Source organism: Lysinibacillus sp. FW12, from assembly GCF_050817245.1.
Taxonomy (GTDB): Bacteria; Bacillota; Bacilli; order Bacillales_A; family Planococcaceae; genus Lysinibacillus; species Lysinibacillus irui.
In genome coordinates, this window is the sequence record NZ_CP139094.1 from 2,662,765 (window position 1) to 2,683,550 (window position 20,786).

16 protein-coding genes and 1 pseudogene are annotated in these 20,786 nt (G+C 35.2%); 5 read left to right on the top strand and 12 right to left on the bottom strand.

What is annotated here, in order from left to right; genetic code table 11:
• Positions 1-26: 26 nt before the first annotated feature.
• Both SJW71_RS13840 and SJW71_RS13845 read left to right on the top strand, forming a co-directional pair.
• Complete coding sequence (locus SJW71_RS13840) at positions 27-656, top strand: LysE family translocator (protein ID WP_274796913.1); 630 nt, start codon at positions 27-29, stop codon at positions 654-656.
• Positions 657-729: 73 nt separating this feature from the next.
• A complete protein-coding gene (locus tag SJW71_RS13845; RefSeq protein WP_312506123.1) occupies positions 730-1,962 on the top strand; it encodes an MFS transporter in 1,233 nt (410 codons plus the stop codon).
• Between the two features lie 207 nt (positions 1,963-2,169).
• Here the strand turns inward: SJW71_RS13845 and SJW71_RS13850 are convergent, their stop codons facing one another.
• A complete protein-coding gene (locus SJW71_RS13850; protein ID WP_431811039.1) occupies positions 2,170-3,111 on the bottom strand; it encodes a hypothetical protein in 942 nt (313 codons plus the stop codon).
• Between the two features lie 250 nt (positions 3,112-3,361).
• Here SJW71_RS13850 and SJW71_RS13855 point away from each other — a divergent pair, with 250 nt between their 5' ends.
• Positions 3,362-3,799: a general stress protein gene (locus SJW71_RS13855; protein ID WP_431811040.1), complete on the top strand. Its 438-nt coding sequence runs from the start codon at positions 3,362-3,364 to the stop codon at positions 3,797-3,799.
• Positions 3,800-4,146: 347 nt separating this feature from the next.
• Here the strand turns inward: SJW71_RS13855 and SJW71_RS13860 are convergent.
• The 8 genes and pseudogenes from SJW71_RS13860 to SJW71_RS13895 form a co-directional block, all read right to left on the bottom strand.
• Positions 4,147-4,296, bottom strand: a pseudogene (locus tag SJW71_RS13860) (cupin); the annotation flags it as partial.
• Positions 4,297-4,342: 46 nt separating this feature from the next.
• Positions 4,343-5,302: a phosphotransferase enzyme family protein gene (locus tag SJW71_RS13865; protein WP_431811041.1), complete on the bottom strand. Its 960-nt coding sequence runs from the start codon at positions 5,300-5,302 to the stop codon at positions 4,343-4,345.
• Between the two features lie 297 nt (positions 5,303-5,599).
• Entirely contained in the window at positions 5,600-9,724 is a 4,125-nt protein-coding gene (locus SJW71_RS13870; RefSeq protein ID WP_431811042.1) for a chitobiase/beta-hexosaminidase C-terminal domain-containing protein, read from the bottom strand.
• 631 nt (positions 9,725-10,355) lie between these two features.
• Positions 10,356-10,541, bottom strand: coding sequence for a hypothetical protein (locus tag SJW71_RS13875; RefSeq protein ID WP_274796908.1), 186 nt, complete (start codon positions 10,539-10,541; stop codon positions 10,356-10,358).
• A gap of 833 nt (positions 10,542-11,374) precedes the next feature.
• Positions 11,375-11,986 carry a zf-HC2 domain-containing protein gene (locus SJW71_RS13880; RefSeq protein ID WP_274796907.1) on the bottom strand — a complete coding sequence of 204 codons (612 nt, stop codon included), beginning with the start codon at positions 11,984-11,986 and terminating at the stop codon, positions 11,375-11,377.
• Positions 11,976-12,485 carry an RNA polymerase sigma factor gene (locus SJW71_RS13885; protein WP_431811043.1) on the bottom strand — a complete coding sequence of 170 codons (510 nt, stop codon included), beginning with the start codon at positions 12,483-12,485 and terminating at the stop codon, positions 11,976-11,978. The genes SJW71_RS13880 and SJW71_RS13885 overlap by 11 nt, the downstream gene beginning before the upstream one ends.
• Before the next feature lie 1,553 nt (positions 12,486-14,038).
• The gene (locus SJW71_RS13890; protein WP_274796905.1) at positions 14,039-14,896 is read right to left on the bottom strand and encodes a hypothetical protein; all 858 of its coding nucleotides are present in this window, start codon (positions 14,894-14,896) and stop codon (positions 14,039-14,041) included.
• A gap of 471 nt (positions 14,897-15,367) precedes the next feature.
• Positions 15,368-16,294: a DMT family transporter gene (locus tag SJW71_RS13895; RefSeq protein WP_312506138.1), complete on the bottom strand. Its 927-nt coding sequence runs from the start codon at positions 16,292-16,294 to the stop codon at positions 15,368-15,370.
• A gap of 113 nt (positions 16,295-16,407) precedes the next feature.
• Between SJW71_RS13895 and SJW71_RS13900 the strand changes: the two genes are divergently transcribed.
• Positions 16,408-17,847: a PLP-dependent aminotransferase family protein gene (locus SJW71_RS13900; protein ID WP_431811044.1), complete on the top strand. Its 1,440-nt coding sequence runs from the start codon at positions 16,408-16,410 to the stop codon at positions 17,845-17,847.
• A gap of 107 nt (positions 17,848-17,954) precedes the next feature.
• On the opposite strand, the gene SJW71_RS13905 is transcribed toward SJW71_RS13900, so the two are convergent.
• Entirely contained in the window at positions 17,955-18,818 is an 864-nt protein-coding gene (locus SJW71_RS13905) for a PhzF family phenazine biosynthesis protein (protein ID WP_431811045.1), read from the bottom strand.
• A 150-nt stretch (positions 18,819-18,968) separates the two neighbouring features.
• Between SJW71_RS13905 and SJW71_RS13910 the strand changes: the two genes are divergently transcribed.
• Entirely contained in the window at positions 18,969-19,430 is a 462-nt protein-coding gene (locus SJW71_RS13910) for a DinB family protein (protein ID WP_274796901.1), read from the top strand.
• A gap of 106 nt (positions 19,431-19,536) precedes the next feature.
• Here the strand turns inward: SJW71_RS13910 and SJW71_RS13915 are convergent, their stop codons facing one another.
• Both SJW71_RS13915 and SJW71_RS13920 read right to left on the bottom strand, forming a co-directional pair.
• Positions 19,537-19,827, bottom strand: coding sequence for a hypothetical protein (locus SJW71_RS13915; RefSeq protein WP_431811046.1), 291 nt, complete (start codon positions 19,825-19,827; stop codon positions 19,537-19,539).
• The gene (locus tag SJW71_RS13920; RefSeq protein ID WP_431811047.1) at positions 19,809-20,786 is read right to left on the bottom strand and encodes an anti sigma factor C-terminal domain-containing protein; all 978 of its coding nucleotides are present in this window, start codon (positions 20,784-20,786) and stop codon (positions 19,809-19,811) included. The genes SJW71_RS13915 and SJW71_RS13920 overlap by 19 nt, the downstream gene beginning before the upstream one ends.

The window sequence follows — 20,786 nt, forward strand, 5'->3', positions numbered from 1 at the left end:
TACATTTGATAATTGGAGGATAATTTATGGATTCTATGTTTACCTATATCTTTTTAGGCATATCAATGGCTGCAACAATTGGACCTGTTAAGACTGTCCTATTAAATACAGGTTTAAAAAATGGCTTTTTTCATGCATGGTTTTTTAGTCTGGGTGCCATAGCGACGGACATTATATATATGTTTATCGTATATTTTGGAATTGGCCAATTTGTCAATTCCATTTGGTTGAAAACAATACTATGGTCTTTCGGCTGTTTTGTTCTTTTGTACACCGGTATCGAAAGTTTACTGTCGCTACATAAAATTGAGATGGATTCGAAAACTGGTAAAAGAACTCGACTGAGACAATCCATCATGACCGGATTTTTCATGTCTTTTTTGAATCCGCTAACCATCCTTTTCTGGCTGGGAATATACGGCTCCATACTTGCAAAAAACGCTGGTATCTCTACAGGGTATGAAATCATTTTGGTAAGCATCGCCATCTTGATTGGCATTATTTTTGTGGATTTTATTTATGCCTTTTTATCCAGTGTCGCTCGGAAATTATTGTCTACAAAACTTTTGAAAACGGTCTCTTTTATCTCAGCCTTATTAATGATTGGTTTCGGGATCTACTTTGGCAAGCAGGCTTACCAAGTGTTATTCCAATAATCTCACCAACAGCGCATTAAATGAACACGAAAGGAAACCATACCTTTAAAAGAATATTAGTCGAGGTGTGGTAATGGACCAAGAGAAGGTTAATGTAAGTGTCTGGTGTATTGTAAGTTTGACTTCTATTCCGCTCATCATGACACTGGGAAATTCGATGCTTATTCCCGTGCTCCCGATACTGGAAGATAAGGTCGGGATCACTTCATTTCAATCGAGCATGATCATAACTAGCTATTCAGTCGCAGCTATTTTTCTTATCCCAGTAGCTGGCTATTTATCGGACCGCTTCGGTAGAAAAATCGTCATATTACCGAGCTTAATTTTAGCTTTAATCGGTGGTCTGATTGCCGGATTTGCTTCATGGAAAATGGATGACCCGTACACAATAATTATTGTTGGCAGAATAATTCAGGGAATAGGGGCGGCTGGTGCCATGCCGATCGTTTTGCCTCTTGTAGGTGATCTTTATCAGGATGATGACGAAAAAATAAGTTCTACATTAGGAATAATTGAAACATCTAACACGTTTGGGAAAGTGTTAAGTCCCATTTTAGGTTCAATATTTGCCGCTTTTTTATGGTTCCTGCCCTTCTTTTCCATTTCAGCGCTTAGTCTGATTTCAATTATACTTATTTTCTTCTTCGTTAAAGCTCCTAAAGATGATGATGAACCATTGAAGTTCAAAGAGTTTTTACGTAATACAAAAAAAGTTTTCAAGGAGGAAGGAAAATGGTTGTATACCGTATTCCTTAACGGAGTCCTTGTAATGCTCATATTATTTAGTATGCTATTTTTTTTGTCAGAAAACCTCGAGAAAGTTCATGATATAAAAGGGATTAAAAAAGGGTTTGTCCTGGCCATTCCCCTTTTATTACTTTGTATCGCTTCATATATATCCGGTAGAAAAATTAAAGGAAACCTGGGAAGGATTAAAAAAATAATCATTGTCTCCTTGATAGCAATGTCTGTCAGTATTGTCTTCGTTGGGTTTACAAGCAAAAAACTGATACTTTTATTAGTCGTAACGAGTATAGTGGGGATTGCTATTGGTGCACTTTTGCCTGCACTTGACACAATTATTACTGACAATATTAGAAAAGAGTTAAGAGGAACCGTATCCTCTTTTTACAGCTCAGCGCGATTTATAGGCGTTGCAGCCGGCCCTCCTATTATGTCACTTGTCATGAAAAATTATCTCAATGCCAGCTATATTACGGCAGGTGTATTGGGATTCATTCTCCTGTTCGTTGTCCTAAAATTTATCAAAATAGAAGATATTGAAAATAAAAATGAAATGGCATAAAAAAGAAGGACCTTCAGCTATTGAGACTGAAGGTCCTTTTTTGAAAGCACAAAGACATATTATTTATTATTGTCATTATCTAGTTGCTATTAAATGGACCTTTCATGAAGAAAGACGCTTGCTGAAAAGCGTCCTTTATTGAAAAAACTTTATTTTGTAGCTTTTTAAGCATGTTTCCAAACTTGCATTTAGGAACACTATTAGGTTTTAGTTTAATGGAACATCAGATTTACTGACAAAAACATCCCCTTTAAAAATCCTTCCATCAGATGTGGTGACTACTATTGTATGGTCACCAGAAGAAGCCGCTGATTGGACCCATGTAGTAGAATCATTAGCATCTAAATTATAAGTTTGCGTTTGACTACTCTGTTGAATCTGTACGGTTACATTTGTCCCTGTATTGTTTGTAACATGAAATTTATAGTCCTTCGAATCAGATGGTTGCGCCCAAGTCATTTTATAGATACCATTTCCTTTAAAAATATCTGTATCAGAAATAATTAAATGGTTTTCTGTTCCTTGAAAATCTTCAACAACATCACTGATTAAGGCTTCTGATTCAATAGTACTGTCATCAACACGCTCTATCACCTGGATTTCGTAGGAAATATCTTTGTTTGGTAGTTCAGTGCTTTTGGAAGTTAATACATCTTCTAGCTCTTTTTTTATGTTTTCGCCAGAACGTGTACTGGACTTAGGAATCGATATTTTTAGTATTGGTGTAGGTTTAATTGAAGGGACATAAATGTCCACATCGTGATAATTATTTTTTTGTAAATAATCATATACAATATCAGAAGCCTTCATCATAAAACTTTCTGTCTCAACTTCGTGTAAACTTTTCTTAGTAATTTCAATGTTGTATTGATTCAAATCTGTTTTATTTACATTTTCCTCTAAATATTTTCTCAATTGTAATTCACTTTTTGTTTCATCCATTTCAATAAAAATTGTTGAATCTGGGGTTGCTTGAAAACTTAATAAACCAAAATGATCCCACGCATTCTCAATGACAGATGCAATACGATCCCATTGTTTCTCAACATTAACATTATTATTAGAGAAACTATCATTTTTGTCGAAGTCAATTTTAATTACTAAGACGACTACAACAATCATTATGAAAACAGAAATAATATTTCTCACTACATTTCCTCCCCTCTGAAACTATTTTACCAAATTAATCCACCCTTTTATTGAACTATTCGGAGTCGTCATTAAAAGAGGTTAATATAGCCCTTTTCATGTAGAAAGAGCAAAAAAAGAAAATTATTCAACAACTAGAATAATAGGAAGGAAATTCTTAAAGAAATGAAGCTTGAAGGTGAAATGTGTCTAGAAATACAAAAAAACGGGTAAAGAAAACACAGCTGAAGCAAACAGGAGGTAATTTTTAATGAAGAATCAAGTTATTGGTGTATACGATAATGAACATAGAGCGGCTGAAGTTGTTGAAAATTTAAAAGAGAAAGGCTATACAACTGAGGAAATTTCAGTTATTACTAAAAAAGCAAAAGAATTATCTGAAAACACACAGGAAGTAAAACCCTCCACTATAGATGGAGCCCTTGCTGGAGCTGCAACTGGGGCTGCAATTGGCATAGCAGGCGTGATAGCAGGATTATCCACTGTTTTGATTCCCGGATTTGGCGCTGTGTTGGCTGCAGGTCCTATTATTACAACAATTGGGGGAGCAGTCGTAGGGGCTAACTCTGGTGCTGGCGGGTTAAAACATGCTCTTATGGAAATTGGAGTCCCAGATGATGCAGCTGAACGTTATTCTAACGACGTTGAGGATGGTAAAATTCTGATATTTCTTCATCCTAAAGAGTAAGGGCGAAATGAATGCTCAATGTTCGCATAAATAACACGCAGTGATTTTAGCTTAATTGTAAATCGCTAGATGTATTAGCTTCCCTCGGGAATTAACTCTATTATGGAAAGCACATGAGATTGCGTTTCTTAAAATATAGGTTTGATTCCTGCCGAGGGCGTAAGAAAATTAGTGAGCTTGTAAAGTTTTGTATAGGACCTTTTGTATTTGAGTGCTTTTCAATTGTTGATAACACGCAAAATAAGAAGTTCCCCTAAAAGGACTTCCATTTAGGAAGTCCCCTGCTTGCCATAATCCTTCGTTTAAAGCATGATTTTATTTAATTATAATTCCTTGTTTTGGCACCCGGATTTGGTCTCATGCCATTCATACTTCACCCAAAACACTGCATTTCCACATTGTACTTTAATATACTCCTCGTTTTCACCTATAACCTTTCCTTCACCTTTTACAATTAAAAGCAGTTGGGGTACAACAGCCTGGTGATACCCAATTATTCGACCAGTTCCTAAAAATCCATATCCGAATTGCGCAAGATTAAGATTAGTTTATCAACAAACCGTTTGTGTCAAGGAAAGAATGATCTTTTTCAATTCTCATTCTAAAATGGTTCATTATTCTTATCTGTTCTTCCGTTAAGTTTTCTTTATTCCAATACATATGCATCAAGCTATACTCAAAGATTTCTTTTAGTTTGATAAATAGAGGAAGTTTATCTAACATTTCCTTTGGGAGATTGTTTTCCTCTTGGTATCCTTCGATGATTGCTTTTGTAATACCTCTTCCATATTCAATGATGTTCCCACCACCGACAAATGAATACTCGATCGCACTATATATGGGAACAGCTAAATCAAAGATATAATAATTTTTCTCACAATCTTGAAAATCAACCATTGACAGCTTTAAATCTTGATCTACTAATATATTCTCTAACCATAAGTCACCGTGTAACAATCCATAATTCGAACTGTCTTGTGGCATGTTTTTTATTGTACTTAATATTTCTTGTGCCACATCTCTAATCGTAGTCTCTTCCTCAGGAATGTATTTCAAGAATGCATACTCCTCATTTTCATACCAATCATTGATATATCTAGTCGGATGTATCTCCTCAAATTTTCTAGAGAGGCGATGTAATTTACCTATTTGTCTACCTAACTCTTTTAAAACATTTGCATTCCATTCATTCCTTGGTAAATGGTTACCAGCTGCGGATTCATAAAGAACAGTTAATAATTCCTTTTTGTTTAAGGTTATCTTTTCTACCACTCTACCCTTTATTGAGACAATTGCAGGTGATACACCTAGTCCTTCATTATGTAGGTAGTTTGTATATGTAACCTCTTCTAATTGTTCATCATAACCTTTGTAGTTTGTTATTCTTGCAAAGTATTCACCTTGTGTTGCGGTACAGCGAAACATTTCATTTGTTACTGCTTCAACTTTTATAAAATCCACTGGATATATTTCGTTGAGTAATTCTAGTAATTTTTGTTCCATGTCATCGCTACCTCCTGTCTAAATAAGTAAGAGTTTAAATCAACTAATTAATAACAAAATTTATCAAAACTTACATTTAAATAATAACATAGATTATCCAATTTATGATTTAAAGTAATAGTCAATTAAAAGTTGAAACCTTAGTTTTTCAAGGTAATTCATTTAAATACATGATGCTCAAAAATACATAAAAACGTCATTAAGGAATTTTTCCCTAATGACGTTAAACAACATTCCATTTTCGGTTTTTTGTCTACTAAACTCTATGTTTATAAACCAACTTACCGCAATGAGCTATTACTTAAACTCAATTTCCTCTTCTGAAGCCCCTTTCGTATAGGTGATGTTCGCTTCAGTAGGTAAATTTCGTATCTCTTTTACATTTTTTCCTTCGATAATTATTTTTCCAATTTGTGTACCTTTAAAATCAATAATAGCATTTCCTTTTTTCGGACTAATTGTTACTGTTTTGTCTGCGAATCCTTCCCCGTGGAATTCCGCATATTCACTAAATACCGCGATTCCATTTTTAATATTCGTATTTTTCCCTAACGTTAGCGAAATACTTTCGCGATTCATTATTAACTTACCTGTTTTGTAGTTATCAAAGTTGTATACATTTTCAGGTATGATTGGTGTTGGGACTTCCTCATTCCCTGCCTTCAAATCAATTTGAACTAAGACTGGGTCATGATCCGATGCACGCCCTTGTGCTTCTGTAAAGTTCGCATTCATATGAATTAAGTCAATTTTCGCATCATCAGCAAGATTATTCGAAACTAAAATATGATCCAACACTTGATTGTTCCCTTGGAAGAAGTACGTAAATCGGTCTTGCTCTGGAGCTTTATCTACCATATTCGTTAATATATCACCTTTTAACGTTTCAAGAGCTGGTGTGAATTCAAAGTCATTCATGTCCCCTGCTACAATGATATTTAATTCCGGATTTATGGCAAGTCCTTCATCGATAAAATCATTGATGGCTTGAGCAAGCTGAATACGTTTCGTTACGGATTCTAACACCGGCGGCTGCGTTGGTCCCCACAGTGAGCCATCCCCACCTTTAGAATTTAAGTGAGCTCCGATAATAACTACTCGTTCTTCCTGGAATTCAAATTCTGCTGCAATTGGTTTACGTGTATCTACAAATTTTGATGGATCTACAAAGCCAGGATTTAAAGCAAGGCTTCCATCTGCTGTCCACGTATTCGCTTGGTCACCCAATCCCTTTGTACCTGTCACTAACGAAACACGCGTTGGGTTATATAAGTAACCTACACGAATATTACCACCAGGTGCACCACCTACTGTATTGTTAATTGGCATGACGTCAATCCAATCATAAGCAGGGCCACCAGCAGCTTTAATCGCATTAATTAATCGCATGTAGCTTTCTGATGCATCAGCATTTCCTGAATCAATTTGCCCATCATTATCTTGTACCTCGACTAATGTAATAATATCTGGTGACTTCATATTTTTCACAAATGTCGATGCAATTCTGGCTACTTTTTCATTTGATGTGTTGGCAGGATTATTCGAGAAGTTTTCGATATTATAAGAAGCGACATTTAACTTGTCCGCTACTGGTTCGAGATGCGTCACTTCTTGTTGAATATTCGCCTTTGTCACTTCCGGGAATACTTTATTCGTGTTCAGTCGATAGCCATCTGTAAAATTCTCTACAAAACCGATAAGGGCTTCATTAAAACGATCACCTGAATCATAGTTTTTCCCTGCTACCCCTTCAAGCATAATTTTTTCGGGGTTATAATCATCGGCCGCAATATTTAAACCGCCATTGACATTAAATGTATTATTGGTTGTGCTCGGTACAACAATTGGAGAATCATTATTATATATTGGTCCAATCACTCTTGCTTCTGGGAATGATACACGCATATACTCGATTGATTCCCAAAAATCAATACCATCTTCTTGTGGATCAAAAATGCTAAAGGCATCATTATCGATTATTTTATTTGGTGGGAATAGGTCCTCTCCTATCACAAGCGCTTCTGGAATTACTGCTGTACCTGTTTTTGTAATATTGGCTGCTGAAATTTGCGTATCTTTCAATCGAGAGTTGCCACCCTCTTCCATTACTTTTCCTGATACTTTAATAATGTCCCCTACCGCTACATTATGTGCAGACTTATTTACCTTGATCGCAGTTGATTTTACGCCATCGAATGCCGAATCGACTTCTTGCATAATGAAGCTCGATGAATTAATAACGAATGTTACTATTCCCTCCACATCATTTACCGTTAAATCAACATATGGTGATGTATGACTTGCCCCTTGAATATCACTAATCTTGGCATTTTTAGTATCAATAATTTCATAAACAAATGTAGCCATTGCACTGTTTGTTAAACCTTCTTTTACCGCAATCGCTTTAATCGTCATTGGTTTATTAACAAGGATTTCCTCTGTATACTTTGTACTTGCTGTTGTTGGTGTAGAGCCATCCATTGTGTAATAAATCGTTGCACCTTCTGTCATTGTAGAAAGCGAGACTTTCGTGCCAGCTGTTACGCCTCCAACGTGAGAAGCTTTGATATCCTGCACCTTTGTTACATCTTCAATAATGCGAATCGGGAGCAGTTGATGGTTTGTATATTGACCAATAATCCCTGTAATTTCCCCATACGTTTTTCCACTCACTAAACCTGAGTCTCGTGTTTTATCGTAAATAGCAAATGTACCAACTTCGTCAGTTCCTGTAAAGTTTTGACCCGAACCAGTAATGGCCACATTTTTAATTGTTACTAATTTCGATTCATTGTCTTCTGCAACCTCATTACTCTTGATAATGTGTGGCTCTGGTAATGTCGAAGGAACAGGCACGCCAACAAGCGAAATATTCATTAATTGCTTGAGTCCGCTATATTCAGCTACTTGACCTTGCACCGTCACCCGATCACCGACATTTGCAGTAAGACTATCTGCAGGATAAATGGCTATCGCCGCTCCATCTTCATCTTGAATATGTGCTGTAGCTGTTTCTAATTTTGCTGTTACAATACCTGATATGATGACAGTTTGTCCGATTTCTTTATTTCGTGCTTCCGTAATGGAAATAACGGTCGGCTCTTCTTTCACTGTAAAATTAAAGGAAGCAACTTCACTATCGTCTAAACCAGTTGCAGTAGCAAATGCTTTAATTGTCATGGCTTTATTTACAACAATGCCCGCTGCTGCATCATAAATCTCACTAGCTGTTGTTGGTTCAGTACCATCTATCGTGTAATAGATTGTTGCATTTGGTGTATCTGTAGATAATGTTACTTTTGTTCCTGCGTAAACTTCGCCTGTTGCTGGTAAAGCTTTAACACTCCCTACTTGAGTTGGCTCATAGTTTGATACTAATTGGAAGCTTTCCGCGCTTAACGTTTTTAATTGATATGTCCCGTTAAAAATTGACGCAATCCCTGTCACGGTGATGACATCATTGTTATTGAATCCATCTGCTTCAAACTGAGAGAACTGATAGCCTGTACGGTTATCATGGCGAATTAACAGCTCGTTATTTGCAGCATCGACCGCTTTAAATTCAAATGTACCATACGTACCAGATGGCGCTAAATCTTTAATCTTCACATTTTCAATTGTAATTAATTCACCTTGTAAACTGTCATCAATCGGAAGAGTCACTGTTTGTGGTGCAGGTGCTGTCCCTGTAGAAAGTCGTTCAATTGTCGGTGAATTAAATTGAACTTCTCCACTATATAAACTAGTTTTCCCTGTGATTTTGACAATATCTCCGACAGCTAAGCTCCCTGCTTCTGCAGAACTAGAGAAGACATATACCCCTGCTGTCTCATCCTGTACATAGAAGGCCTTGCCTCCCCAGCTACCAGGTGTTGTCGTAACCGTCCCTTGAATTTGAACTGTGCGGTCAGTTCCAACAGCTGCACGAGCTTCGGCAATTGTTGCTGTCTCGGGAGGATTTGGTTCAGTTGTATCATCCCCAACAAACTCAATTGAAGTTGGTGATTTTAGCCCTGCATGGTTGCCAAAATATTTTTCTAGTGAACCTGTTATTTTAACTTTTTTCCCAAGATTACTTGGGTTAGTATATAAACCGAAATTGGCTCTATAGGAGCTTGGTAATTGAATATACAGCATTTTCGTGACATCTGTTTCACCCGGTGTATCGGCAATCGCAATATTTGTGTCACTATCTGCTATCACTGAATATGAAGTTTCACTTTTGGCAAACCCTACGATATATCCTTCTACAGTAACATTACTCTTCACTGTGGTTGGATCAAATTGATTGACCGCTTCCCCCACTCCAATAGCCTCTGTCGAATCAGCCTTTACAACTGTAAAGTAAGGCAAAATCATTGAAATGACTAGTAAAAATGATAACGCAATTTTGGAAACGAAATTAATTTTATATCTCTTCATTCGTTTAGCTCCTTATATTTTTTTATTAATGATCAAAGAGTTTCTGTGAAGTTATTCAATTACTGTGTTCCCCTCACCTGTAAACCTAACGAAACTGATAAACCTGTTACCGATTGTAATTTGGGTATTAGAGTTCCTACTATCGGTGAAATAGTTAACGCAATTTTTTAATTCCACCAAATTCCCATACTTAGAGTACTACCTCCCTCATTCCTATTTTAAGAATTCAATTAACAAAATTTTGGTCACCAAAATCTTGATTAACATATTAATTTTAACAGATAAATAATAAATACATTGTAATTTACTATTAATATTCTAAATTTTATGTAAAATAGTACATTATAAATCTTTTACATAGTTAATGAGAATCGTATTAACAGGCCTTTTATCCTGTTGAATTTCATTTCTAGTAACTATATTTTCTCAGAAGGAAAAACGGTAGCATAGGAAGGCGCTTTCCACAGGGACTGACATGGAAGTGGCGGCCCATTTGACTAGACAGCGATAACATTTTCTCCTTACTGTTATCACAATGCGAGACGTAAAAAAGCTGATGAGTATCATCTACTCATCAGCTCAAAATGGTTCGTGTTACTTCCAACTATTTGTTAGTGGCAACATCTATTTATTATAATCGCTCTAAATCTTGGTATTCTTTCATATAAGGACCATCCTCTGCAACATAGGAATGGTACAATGCCTTTACTGCAAAATTTTTCTCTAAACCCATTTCAGATTTTAGCTTTTTTAATTCATCATGCAACGTTCGATGTTCATTGATAAGCTTTAGCATAGTTGTTTTATTATATTTCATTATATCCGTCCTTTTTGTTGATCTGTGGAAATGCAAAATCCTCTGGTATCTGATGATAGAATATACGACAATCTCTCTTACTTATGATACGGTTCACCGTGATTAATTTAAACTTGTGTATTTAAAAATAATCCATTCCTCTCCAATATAGCCCATTTCATGAAGAAAGACCCTTCCATACTAAAGAAATGTGCCCGTTACACTTAACAAGGAATATTAGCTTGTCGATTTAGCAGTGGCTGCTTCCTCTTACAAAACTATGCAGGGCATACATCCAACCCAAGCTCTGACCTTAGGCATAAACTGGTTATAAGTCTAATTTTAAAAAGGAGTGAATCTGACATATGCGAAATATGGAAGAAATGCCTTTCTATGGCCAGAATCCAAGGGGGCTTGAAAATTGTTTATTTCGTTTCACGTATATGTGGCTTAGAAACGGTGACAATTTCTGGTTCTTCTTGACTACTGTGGGTCACGAAAGAGCTTATGGTTACAGGTTTTTCGGTGGAAGATGGAATCAATATTCAATTGCTTTAAGAGACATCGACTCCTTCCGTTGTTCTCCTCCGACTCCAACTCTATATTAGAAAACGGCTCCTTATAATCCAATTGTTCATTCTTACTTTAGAAACTTGAGGGCTTTCATTATTCGAAATCGTTTTTTGAATCTAATATAGTATACACCAAATACACTTGCGTGTTCCCTCAATCATGTATAAAACGTTAATCATTCGGTTAGCGTTTTTTATACTGAAATAGAATGTATGCCAAAACAAACTTACTGCCCTTTTCTTGAGAAATAATTCAATATATATGACTAGTATCGTTTTTTCTCATATCGCATTAATAGTAAATTTACCTTGTGGCGCTTTGATTTCAATATAATATTTTTCATGTCTTTTCAAGCCCTCTAATTTCACACTTGTTCCTGCCGGCACTTGCACTGCATCAATGACTATATTGTCGTTATCATCTTTTACTCTTACTAACACGTTCTTTTCATTATTCGCATGATTCACGATTGCTTTTCTCCAAAAAATACTATCAAATATGATATAGTTTTGATCATTAAACTTTACACCCTCCCATTCTTCCTTATCATCCGGTACAGTTGCAATTCCCCACTCATCTGGGAAAAAGATGTCATTGACAACCCCAACATCTTGTACGATCCATGCTCCTATTATTGTCATCATAAAGGTAATCATAACTGCTATAAGCACTTGAATACGTCGTTTTTTATTAATTCGTTTAAAAGGCTCTTTTGCTACGGTTACTTCTTTTGACATCACTTGAATGTTATTGGTTGGTTGCTTCATCATCTGTAAGTTTCGCTGACACTTTTCACAGTGTTCTATATGTTCTTCGACAGCTTTTGCAGTCTCTTCACTACAAATTTCATCCATATAAGATGGCATTAAATCTTTAATAATATTACAATTCATGCGGATCAATCCTTTCTGATAGTTTTAATTTCGCACGATAATAGGTCACTCTTGCCCAGTTTTCACTTTTATCAAGTATCTCACCAATTTCTTTAAAACTAAGTTGAATCGATGTTCTGAGTAAAAAGATTTCCCGATATGGCTCCTGTAAACGATGAATTTCTTTATGTATAGAAATCAGTGTACTGCGCTTTATGACCACGACCTCTGGTAAATCCTTGTTTGAAGGGATTTCTAAACCCAATTGCATCATATTTTCTACACTGGCATTATGATGGTTCTTCTCCTTTTTTAAGTAGTTATAATAAGTGTGTTTAGCAATCTGGCATAGCCAGACAGATATTTTGCAATCACCGTTATAACGATGGATTGACTTAACCGCTTGATAAAACGTTTCTTGTGTTAACTCTTCCGCTAAATCTACATCCGACGTTAAACAAATAAGAAACCGTTTTACTTCGTCTGCATAAGATTGATAGATTCCACTTAAATCCTCCACCTGCCCCCTCCTTTTCTAAACTATTAACTGGGATACTTATAAATAGAATTAAAATGCTTTTCGTTACAAGAAATTGTATTGTTTATAATATATCTTTATCCTACCCGAAGCACCCTTTAGTAACCTTTTATAAAAGAAATACACCTGATTGTTGAAGAAAAGGGTTTTTCTATAATCTCATATAAAATTTTTAATACGCTTCACCATAACATATCCACATAAAGTTTTATTAAAAAATAAGAATTAAAGTTGATTATGCTCTAATGGTCTGAAGGTTGTTATTTCCAAATCATTATGGTACTAGTAAAATCACGGACATCTAACCTGAAATAGTTTGAATTTCGAAGGTGATAATTTGAAAATTTCAATAGAAGGGTTCAACGGATTAATCTTAAAGATGTCTATTATTTTGAGACAGTTGACGGAAAGGTTTTTCTTTATTGCGAGGATAACGTTTTTTAGGTAAAACATAAGCTTTATGAGTTAGATTAATGGGGAACGTGCAGTTACATCAGGGCAGTATGTGCCTGTCCTTAAAAAATGCTTGGATTGTAAAGGGGTATACATATATAAAATTTTCCGAATTTGTACAAAGCATCATTTGGAATTTTTTGATTATCTTTGCACCTATACTCTTTATTATAGCTATTTTAAGACAAAGATATTATCCCAATATGGCTTTTGATTTAAAGTCAATTTATATCATTATTGCGTTTTCATTTTTAAGTGCACTAATGGGATTTATTTTATATTCTCCCAATGAAATAAGTGAAAAGAAAATGCGTATCAAAATTGCTATCCATTTATTCACCTCTAAGAGCTGACACAATAATTCATGAAAAATTAGGGTGTAGTAATGAGGTACTTGAAGACTATTTCACAAATCTTTGTAAAATAAAAGATACTAGTACTAATTTGGCTTTGGGGTATGTTAATGAAATAACTTATAAAGTTAATTAAAATTAATCCTCAAGCAATAGAAGGTGCTATAATGTATTTCAGCCTCATAATTCCCCAAGTTAAAGAAGACTTCTCAACATGAATTTGAGAAAGTTAAGAGTGCGTTTATACAACAGTTATAGTTATTCACTTCCTTTTTTCGGAATTACATCATTAAAAGAGATCACCTCCTAATAAAGGATATATCCATATATTAGGGGTGCTCTCTAAAGTAATACTTTCACTTGTTATTTGAGTAAAATGACTTAGCGTCAATTCTTGATTAACTCTCCTAAAATTCCAATACTTACTATAAATAGACCAACCTATTCATAATGGTAAAATTTTCTACCTATATAGTTGTTATAAAATATAGGTGAATATTCAGGATATATTACCTATGTTGGCGAACAACATTGTTAAAGTAAAGATGATATACGTACTAGAAATACATATCCATACTATGTTTGTTTTAATTCTTTGATAATCATTTTTGGAAATTTTGATTATAAAAAGACATACATTTAAAGATAAAACTAGGGTAAGTATTGGATTCATCAAAACCGATGTAGCAACAATAAAATCAATCATTTAATCACACCTGTAATTTTTTTTTAGAAATTAAACTTGATAGCGGTAGAAGTCATTTTAGTTTCTGCAGTCGTCGCACCTAATCCAATATCACCTGTTTTTATAGTTACTGTGATATTAAATGAAAATGTTGTATGTGTGTAATGCCCAAAAGCATTTGCACTTACGTCATTTTTATTTCCTTTAGATACCTCAACAGAAATATAGCCATGGTGATTACTTGCCCCAGCATTTGTACCTATTCCTTGAATATCAAATGTAGCTGCTAAACCTTGAGGACTTTTCTTCATATCTTTATAACTTCTTGAATGGTCTCCTACACCATCTTTCCATTTATATGAAAATTTTATAGTAGATGGCTCAATTACTGCACTATCATTATAAGTTAGTCCAACCATATCAGTAAGAGTAACATTAGGATTTTTTAACCAAGTAAAATTATTATGAAGCATTGTTCTTCCGTTGCCAAGTTTTGTAGCAGTAGTAGTCATGGACATCCAACTTGTTGTTTCTGTACAAATCGTACCTGAACAACTTGCTGCTGTAGCTGCTGGAAACGAATAGTTTTCCAAATTCATTTTTTGTAAACCATCAACTTCATTAAATTGTTCAACTTTTTTTACTTCGCCATCTTGATCAGATGTAATTTTATATATTGTTTCCGTTTGAACGAAAGGCTCTACTGGAATAGAGTTCTCATAGTGAGAGTATTCATCTAGTGTCATTGACTCAATAATTTGTTCTGAGAAACCTAATTGTCTCATATGTTCTTTTTGAGTTGATGATAACTCATTATTTTCTTCTGCATTGGCTATACTATTAAATCCAAATGCAAAAAATAATAGCATTATAAATGAGAATAAATCTTTTCTTTTCAACATAAAATTCTCCTTTTTGTATAGTGTGAGTATTAGATTGAATATTACGGTAATAATCCCAAATATTACATATTCATTATTGCATTAATTTTCCTAATTGTGAATATTTTTACTAAAATATAAAATATTTGTGTATTTAGGTAACAAAAACCAAAAGAGTTATTAGAATTTTTTGACTATCCACTAAAAGGTATTGGTCATTTCAATCCCAAAAAGACATATTTATTTTCATCAAAATAGACTTAGGTATCTGCCATAACTGGATCACAAGGCTGGGACATAATTATTAGCAATTTGTTCGGTTTCCTTTAGCTAAAATATTTTGTCTCGGCTATTGATTTCTCGGAACGCCCTTTGCTCACTGTAACGGGACAAGATAAAAGGCAACATCTATGCCAACTTCAATCAAAAATATACAGCAACTTCTGTCTTCCATTTGGCAAAGGAAATTTAAAAAAACTCTTGCACATACGATTAACTTCGACTTATATCCTGAATAACAGCTCTCTTCTTCCAATGCAGCTTCTGTAATGTTTCAAAATTAACTAAAATCGTTCCTACAATAATCGTTAACGTTCCGATGCCTGTTAGCCAAGAAATATATTCTTGATAGAAGATAACACCAAGCATTACGGCAATTAATGGTGAAATGTACAGCCATGTAGAAGGAAACACAGGATTTGTTCTTGAGACAAGCCAATAATAGATGCTATGACCGATCATAGAACCGACAATCGTTAAGTAAAGAAGTGAGCCGATGGAAGCTGGGCTTATAAGATAATGAAGCTGTATGTTCTCTGTAAACAATGACAACAAGATTAATAAGATCCCACCATGCATCATTTGCGCTGCATTTAAAGCAATCGGTGATGTCGTTTCAAACGTTTGGATGACATGCTTCGTATAAATCGTGCCAGATGCGTAAAAAGTTTCACCCAGTATAATGGCAAAACAACCTATCATCCAGAATTGACTAATCTCAATTGAAAAACTAGGTAAGATTAAGAGTATGACACCAAGGACTCCGACGATACAACCAATGAAGGATAGCCGATTTCCTTTTTGCTTTAATAGGAATGTCTGAATAATGATAATCATCATTGGCCCAGTAGCAGATAAGACCGCTGCAATCCCTGATGTCACATACTGTTCTGCCCAGTACAATGTGGCGAACGTCCCAAAAGTTAAACCTAGTCCTGTAAAAAACACTTCTTTCCGAAATAATAACCCTATTGCCGTTTTTTTTCTCCACTTCATAAAACTAAATAGTAGCAAACCAGCAAAGAAAAAACGAAGTCCAGCTGATAAAAATGGAGGCACGCCTGCATCAACACCAATTTTAATCGCTAAAAATGTTGTTCCAAAAATCAAACACATAAAAAAATAATTAATCATAACCATATAAAACTCCTCCTCTTTTTCTATCATAAAAGACAGAGGATAGAACAGATTGAATAAGATAGAACAGATTCGAGTGGGGCGTGGTACAATCGTTTTGAAAAGGAGGAATCGATGTGAGGAAAGCAATTCGAAATGAAGACTATCTTTTTAAGAAAGTATACGATTATGTCCTTCACAGAATAGAACGTAAAGAATGGAAAGAACATGAAAAGATTCCCTCCGTACGGCAATTAGCATGTGAAATGAATGTGCATCGATTAACTGTCTTAAAGGCATATCAATTACTGAAACAGCATGACAAAGTGTATGTCAAAGATAAGTCAGGCTATTTTGTCCAATCAAATGGGAAGAAAAATCTTGAGTACCTAAACCTGGACGATCCAATTGTTTCTGCCTATATACAAAAAAATCATTTATCTGAAATCCATCAAACACCCGTTTCCTATCAGTTTTCTCAGGCATTAATTGATCCCAATCTTTTGCCGAATCATTATTTTTCAGAATATGTAAAAAACGTGTTTGACCTTTATCCAAAAGTACTTGCAACCTACTCTACGGTGCAAGGTGATTTGGAGTTACGTGAAACACTCGCACAATATTTTATCAATCAATATAAAACTTACATCCATGCAGAAAATCTGTTAATCACCTCTGGCTCACAGCAAGCCATTCACTTAATCGCTCAAGCCTTTATTCAACCAGGCGACGTGGTTTTATTTGAACGTCCAAGTTATAGTGCAGCGATTGATAGTTTTAGGGCACAAGGCGCACAAATTGTGACAGTGGATATCCATCCGGACGGATACGATTTAGAGCAGGTTGAAACCTATATTAAACAATATAAACCGCTCCTATTTTATCTCAATCCAACATTCCATAATCCAACTGGTTATACTGTTCCCATCGAACAGCGTAAAAAACTCGTTGAGTTAGCTGAACAATACAGATTTCTAATCATTGAGGACGATGCCTATCACGACATCTTTTTTGATCATGCCCCGCCACCACCGATTTACACATATGATACTGGTGGGACCGTCATTTATATCCGAAGCTTTTGTAAATATATCTCACCTGGTTTGAGAATTGCAGCTGTTATTTGTCCATCATCCTTACTGAATGCACTACAAACAGTCAAATCGTTAGCTGATAATGGTTCACCGCTTCTCAATCAAAAAATTTTTCTTCATTACTTTACATCACTAAGATTGCAGCAGCACTTGGAGAAAATTCGAATCGCCCTACAGATTCGAAAGGAAATCATGGAGAAAGAGCTAGCAGCAACAGATTGGCAATGGGTCAGTCCAAAAGGTGGTCTTAATTTATGGGTGCAGCTCCCAGATCATCTTCCAATTGAATTATTATTAACAAAAAGTATCGAACAATCGATATCCTTTGTGCCAGGTCAAGTTTGCGATCCATTAAAACAACAATCATCCTGGATACGTTTAAGCTATTCTTATGTAAATGAACAACAATTAAGTGAAGGGATAAAAAGGTTTGTGGCTGTGGCACAATCTCTAAGCGAGGGTTTGGATGAAAAGCAATCGTAGGGGCTACCTTTTTATACTTTTCTAATTTAACTTTGGGTCACTTTAACCAGTGACCCTTTCTACGTTTCCTAGATAAAGTAGCTTTGTTGATTCATCTTTTTTGGTGATTAGTAAATATTCCCTTTTGTCAAAATAACGGCATTCCCACCGACTATAACTCTAGGATTATTTTCATTAACTAATTTTGTCATAATAGTAGAAGGTCTTCCCATACTATATCCCTGCAGGAATGTGTACTCTTTGTTAAAATCATTTAAAACATGGTTCTTGAAAAGATAATAGGTTAATGCCCCATTTGAAGTACCTGTGGCAGCTTCCTCATCAATTCCATAGAGTGGACAAAAGTTTCGACTCTCTCCAATTCCTTCTTCTGTGTCTAGCGTAAAGGCATGAAATCCAACTATATTATTTATTTTTGCATAGTCAGCAAGTCCTTTAAAATCAGGATTTAAAGCATACAGGGCTTCCTTTGTTTTTATTGGCAGCATCATATCCCAAAGACCTGTGCTCGCAGCTTGAGGTACTAAATTAAAAGTTTTATCTCCTATTTCATTTGTATCGATATTGAAAAGGTTCGATAAAGAATGATAATCATTAAATATTTTTCCTAGCTTAGGTTCCGCTTGCTCCATCCTAATAAAGGATTGATTTACTTCTACCGAAAGGGTACCTGCCCTTGTTTTCATAAAATAGGTATGATTATCTTCAATCAGTTGGCTGTCCAATAGGGCTTTGAAGGATGCAATCGTAGCATGTCCACAAAGGTCAACCTGTGCTGTCGGTGTAAAAAATTTGATATCAAAATTTTTATTATCTATTTTCTTAATAAATGCTGTTTCTGAAAAACGAACTTCTGCAGCAAATTTCTGCATAAACACTTCGTTTAAATCTTCATAAATTACTACACCTGCAGGATTCCCACCAAACTGTATATCTGTAAAAGCATCAATAACATAATATAACAAATCCATTTTCTCCTTTACTAGTACTATTGCTTATTCCTTAACTTTATAGAAGGAATGATTACTTTACAATCAAATAATAAGAGCCCTATGAATTTAGTACTTATTTCCTCTGCTTTAGAAGAATGATATATTAAAAATAAAGGAGATGAAAAGTGAATTATGAATGCGAAGACGATATTGTTAGATCAGCTACTAGCTAATGCGAATGATCGTAGTTGGTATATCTCATTCGATGAAGCTGTTGACGGACTAACTGAACAAGAAGCATTTTGGAAACCTGATGAGTCCAGTCATAGTATTGCAGAAATTGTCCAACATCTAATTTATTGGAATGAAACATGGCAATTACGGTATAAAGAAAATCAAGTTAATGCCAGTGCAAAGACGAATAACGATGACACTTTTACCATTAGAGATGAGAAGACCTTCTCTGAATTAAAAGAAAAGCTGTTACAAATACTACTCCAATGGCAAGAGCTCATTGAGGAAGAGCAGCTTTTATCTATTGTAAATGGCTATCCTGTAAAGGCAGAATGGTGGGCAATTATTTCGAATGCTGCGACTCATAATGCATACCATATCGGACAACTTGTATATATACGTAAAATGAAAAAATAGCCATCTTACTGTGACACAATAGCCTACTAAGTTCATTAAACGACAGAAAAATGCCCAGGCTCAAAAAATTGAGTACCTGGGCTTCATTAAAAAAGAATTCCTCTCTTTAAGGAAAAGGAGTAATCGCCCAGCCAACCATAAATATGACAGTCATAAATACGACAAGATAGCAGCCGAGAAAGATACCCCACTTCCCAAGTGAACGGCTAGATTTTGATAGGATAGCAAGAATACCAAAAATAAATGTTAGGATAATAAAATTTTGACTAGCAAATGGCGTATGATAACCAATGATAATCCAACTATTTATCATAATAAGTGTCCACAAGCCAAAGCTAACACTAGCCCAGCCAAAGACATTAAAAATGGACTGTTTTGTTAATGCATCCAATTCCATAGTTTAACCTCCCCAAGTTTTACATGTTTAATCATTGTATTATTTTGTAACTGTTCGATTTCAGCTTTAGGGCCTGTAATGACAACAGCATACGTTTTCATGTCGTGTTGCTCTAAATAGTTGATTCGTTCTTTTAGGTCCAGATTTTTATGTGGAGAAACAGCCGTTGCAGTCTCTTCATAGTTAGCTAGAAAGTGTAAGATGGATAAAAAAGTTTGTTCATGAGAAGGAGAACCTTTAAATGGCGACCAATTTGTCTGATCTGGTTGTACTGGATAGCCAATCGGCGATACAACATTCCCATTAGCACTAAGCATGGTGTCTTCTACACCGGTATAAATTGCTGCCCATGTAACGTCTACTTCCGGCATTTGCTTTATCACTTCATCCACCGTATATAAATCGTTTAAAGAAATATATGCTTCCACAACGGTCTCATTTGGTAATCCTTTTAATTTTTGTCGTTCCTCCGTTGTATTAAACTCTGCTCGATTTTGAGGATGAACTAGCCACTGATTCGTTTCCGTTGGGTTTTTCGGATATGTTTTTTCCAGTTTAGAAGATATTTTCTTTTCTACTAAATCATTCAGCATAAAGCGAGTATCATAATGTTTAATAGGATAAACCTCATCACCTATTTGCTTATATTGCTCAAATGATAAGCCCATCGAAAAAAGTGAAAAATCCATATCGAATTCCAGTTCTTCTAATGTTGTATTTGGTTCTGTTACATAAAGCGTTTGGCTTGTCACATCCATTAATGTTGTCGATTTTGTCCCAAAAGCATAATACAGAAACGTTAGCATATAACAAGTAGGGACAATTAACAGGGCAATTGTCAGCGTGGTTAAAATTAGTTTCCACTTCGATGATGCAATGGCTTTTTTTATACTAGTTGTAGAAGGCGCTCTCTCATTACTATCTTTTACTTGTTGTAATAATTGTTTATAAGAATCCAA

Coding starts and splice junctions, on each gene's coding strand:
- SJW71_RS13845 (WP_312506123.1), top strand. CDS start 730: ATGGACCAAGAGAAGGTTAATGTAAGTGTCTGGTGTATTGTAAGTTTG.
- SJW71_RS13880 (WP_274796907.1), bottom strand. CDS start 11,986: ATGAATTGTAATATTATTAAAGATTTAATGCCATCTTATATGGATGAA.
- SJW71_RS13915 (WP_431811046.1), bottom strand. CDS start 19,827: ATGGAATTGGATGCATTAACAAAACAGTCCATTTTTAATGTCTTTGGC.
- SJW71_RS13855 (WP_431811040.1), top strand. CDS start 3,362: ATGAAGAATCAAGTTATTGGTGTATACGATAATGAACATAGAGCGGCT.
- SJW71_RS13895 (WP_312506138.1), bottom strand. CDS start 16,294: ATGGTTATGATTAATTATTTTTTTATGTGTTTGATTTTTGGAACAACA.
- SJW71_RS13865 (WP_431811041.1), bottom strand. CDS start 5,302: ATGGAACAAAAATTACTAGAATTACTCAACGAAATATATCCAGTGGAT.
- SJW71_RS13870 (WP_431811042.1), bottom strand. CDS start 9,724: ATGAAGAGATATAAAATTAATTTCGTTTCCAAAATTGCGTTATCATTT.
- SJW71_RS13890 (WP_274796905.1), bottom strand. CDS start 14,896: ATGTTGAAAAGAAAAGATTTATTCTCATTTATAATGCTATTATTTTTT.
- SJW71_RS13840 (WP_274796913.1), top strand. CDS start 27: ATGGATTCTATGTTTACCTATATCTTTTTAGGCATATCAATGGCTGCA.
- SJW71_RS13905 (WP_431811045.1), bottom strand. CDS start 18,818: ATGGATTTGTTATATTATGTTATTGATGCTTTTACAGATATACAGTTT.
- SJW71_RS13875 (WP_274796908.1), bottom strand. CDS start 10,541: ATGAAATATAATAAAACAACTATGCTAAAGCTTATCAATGAACATCGA.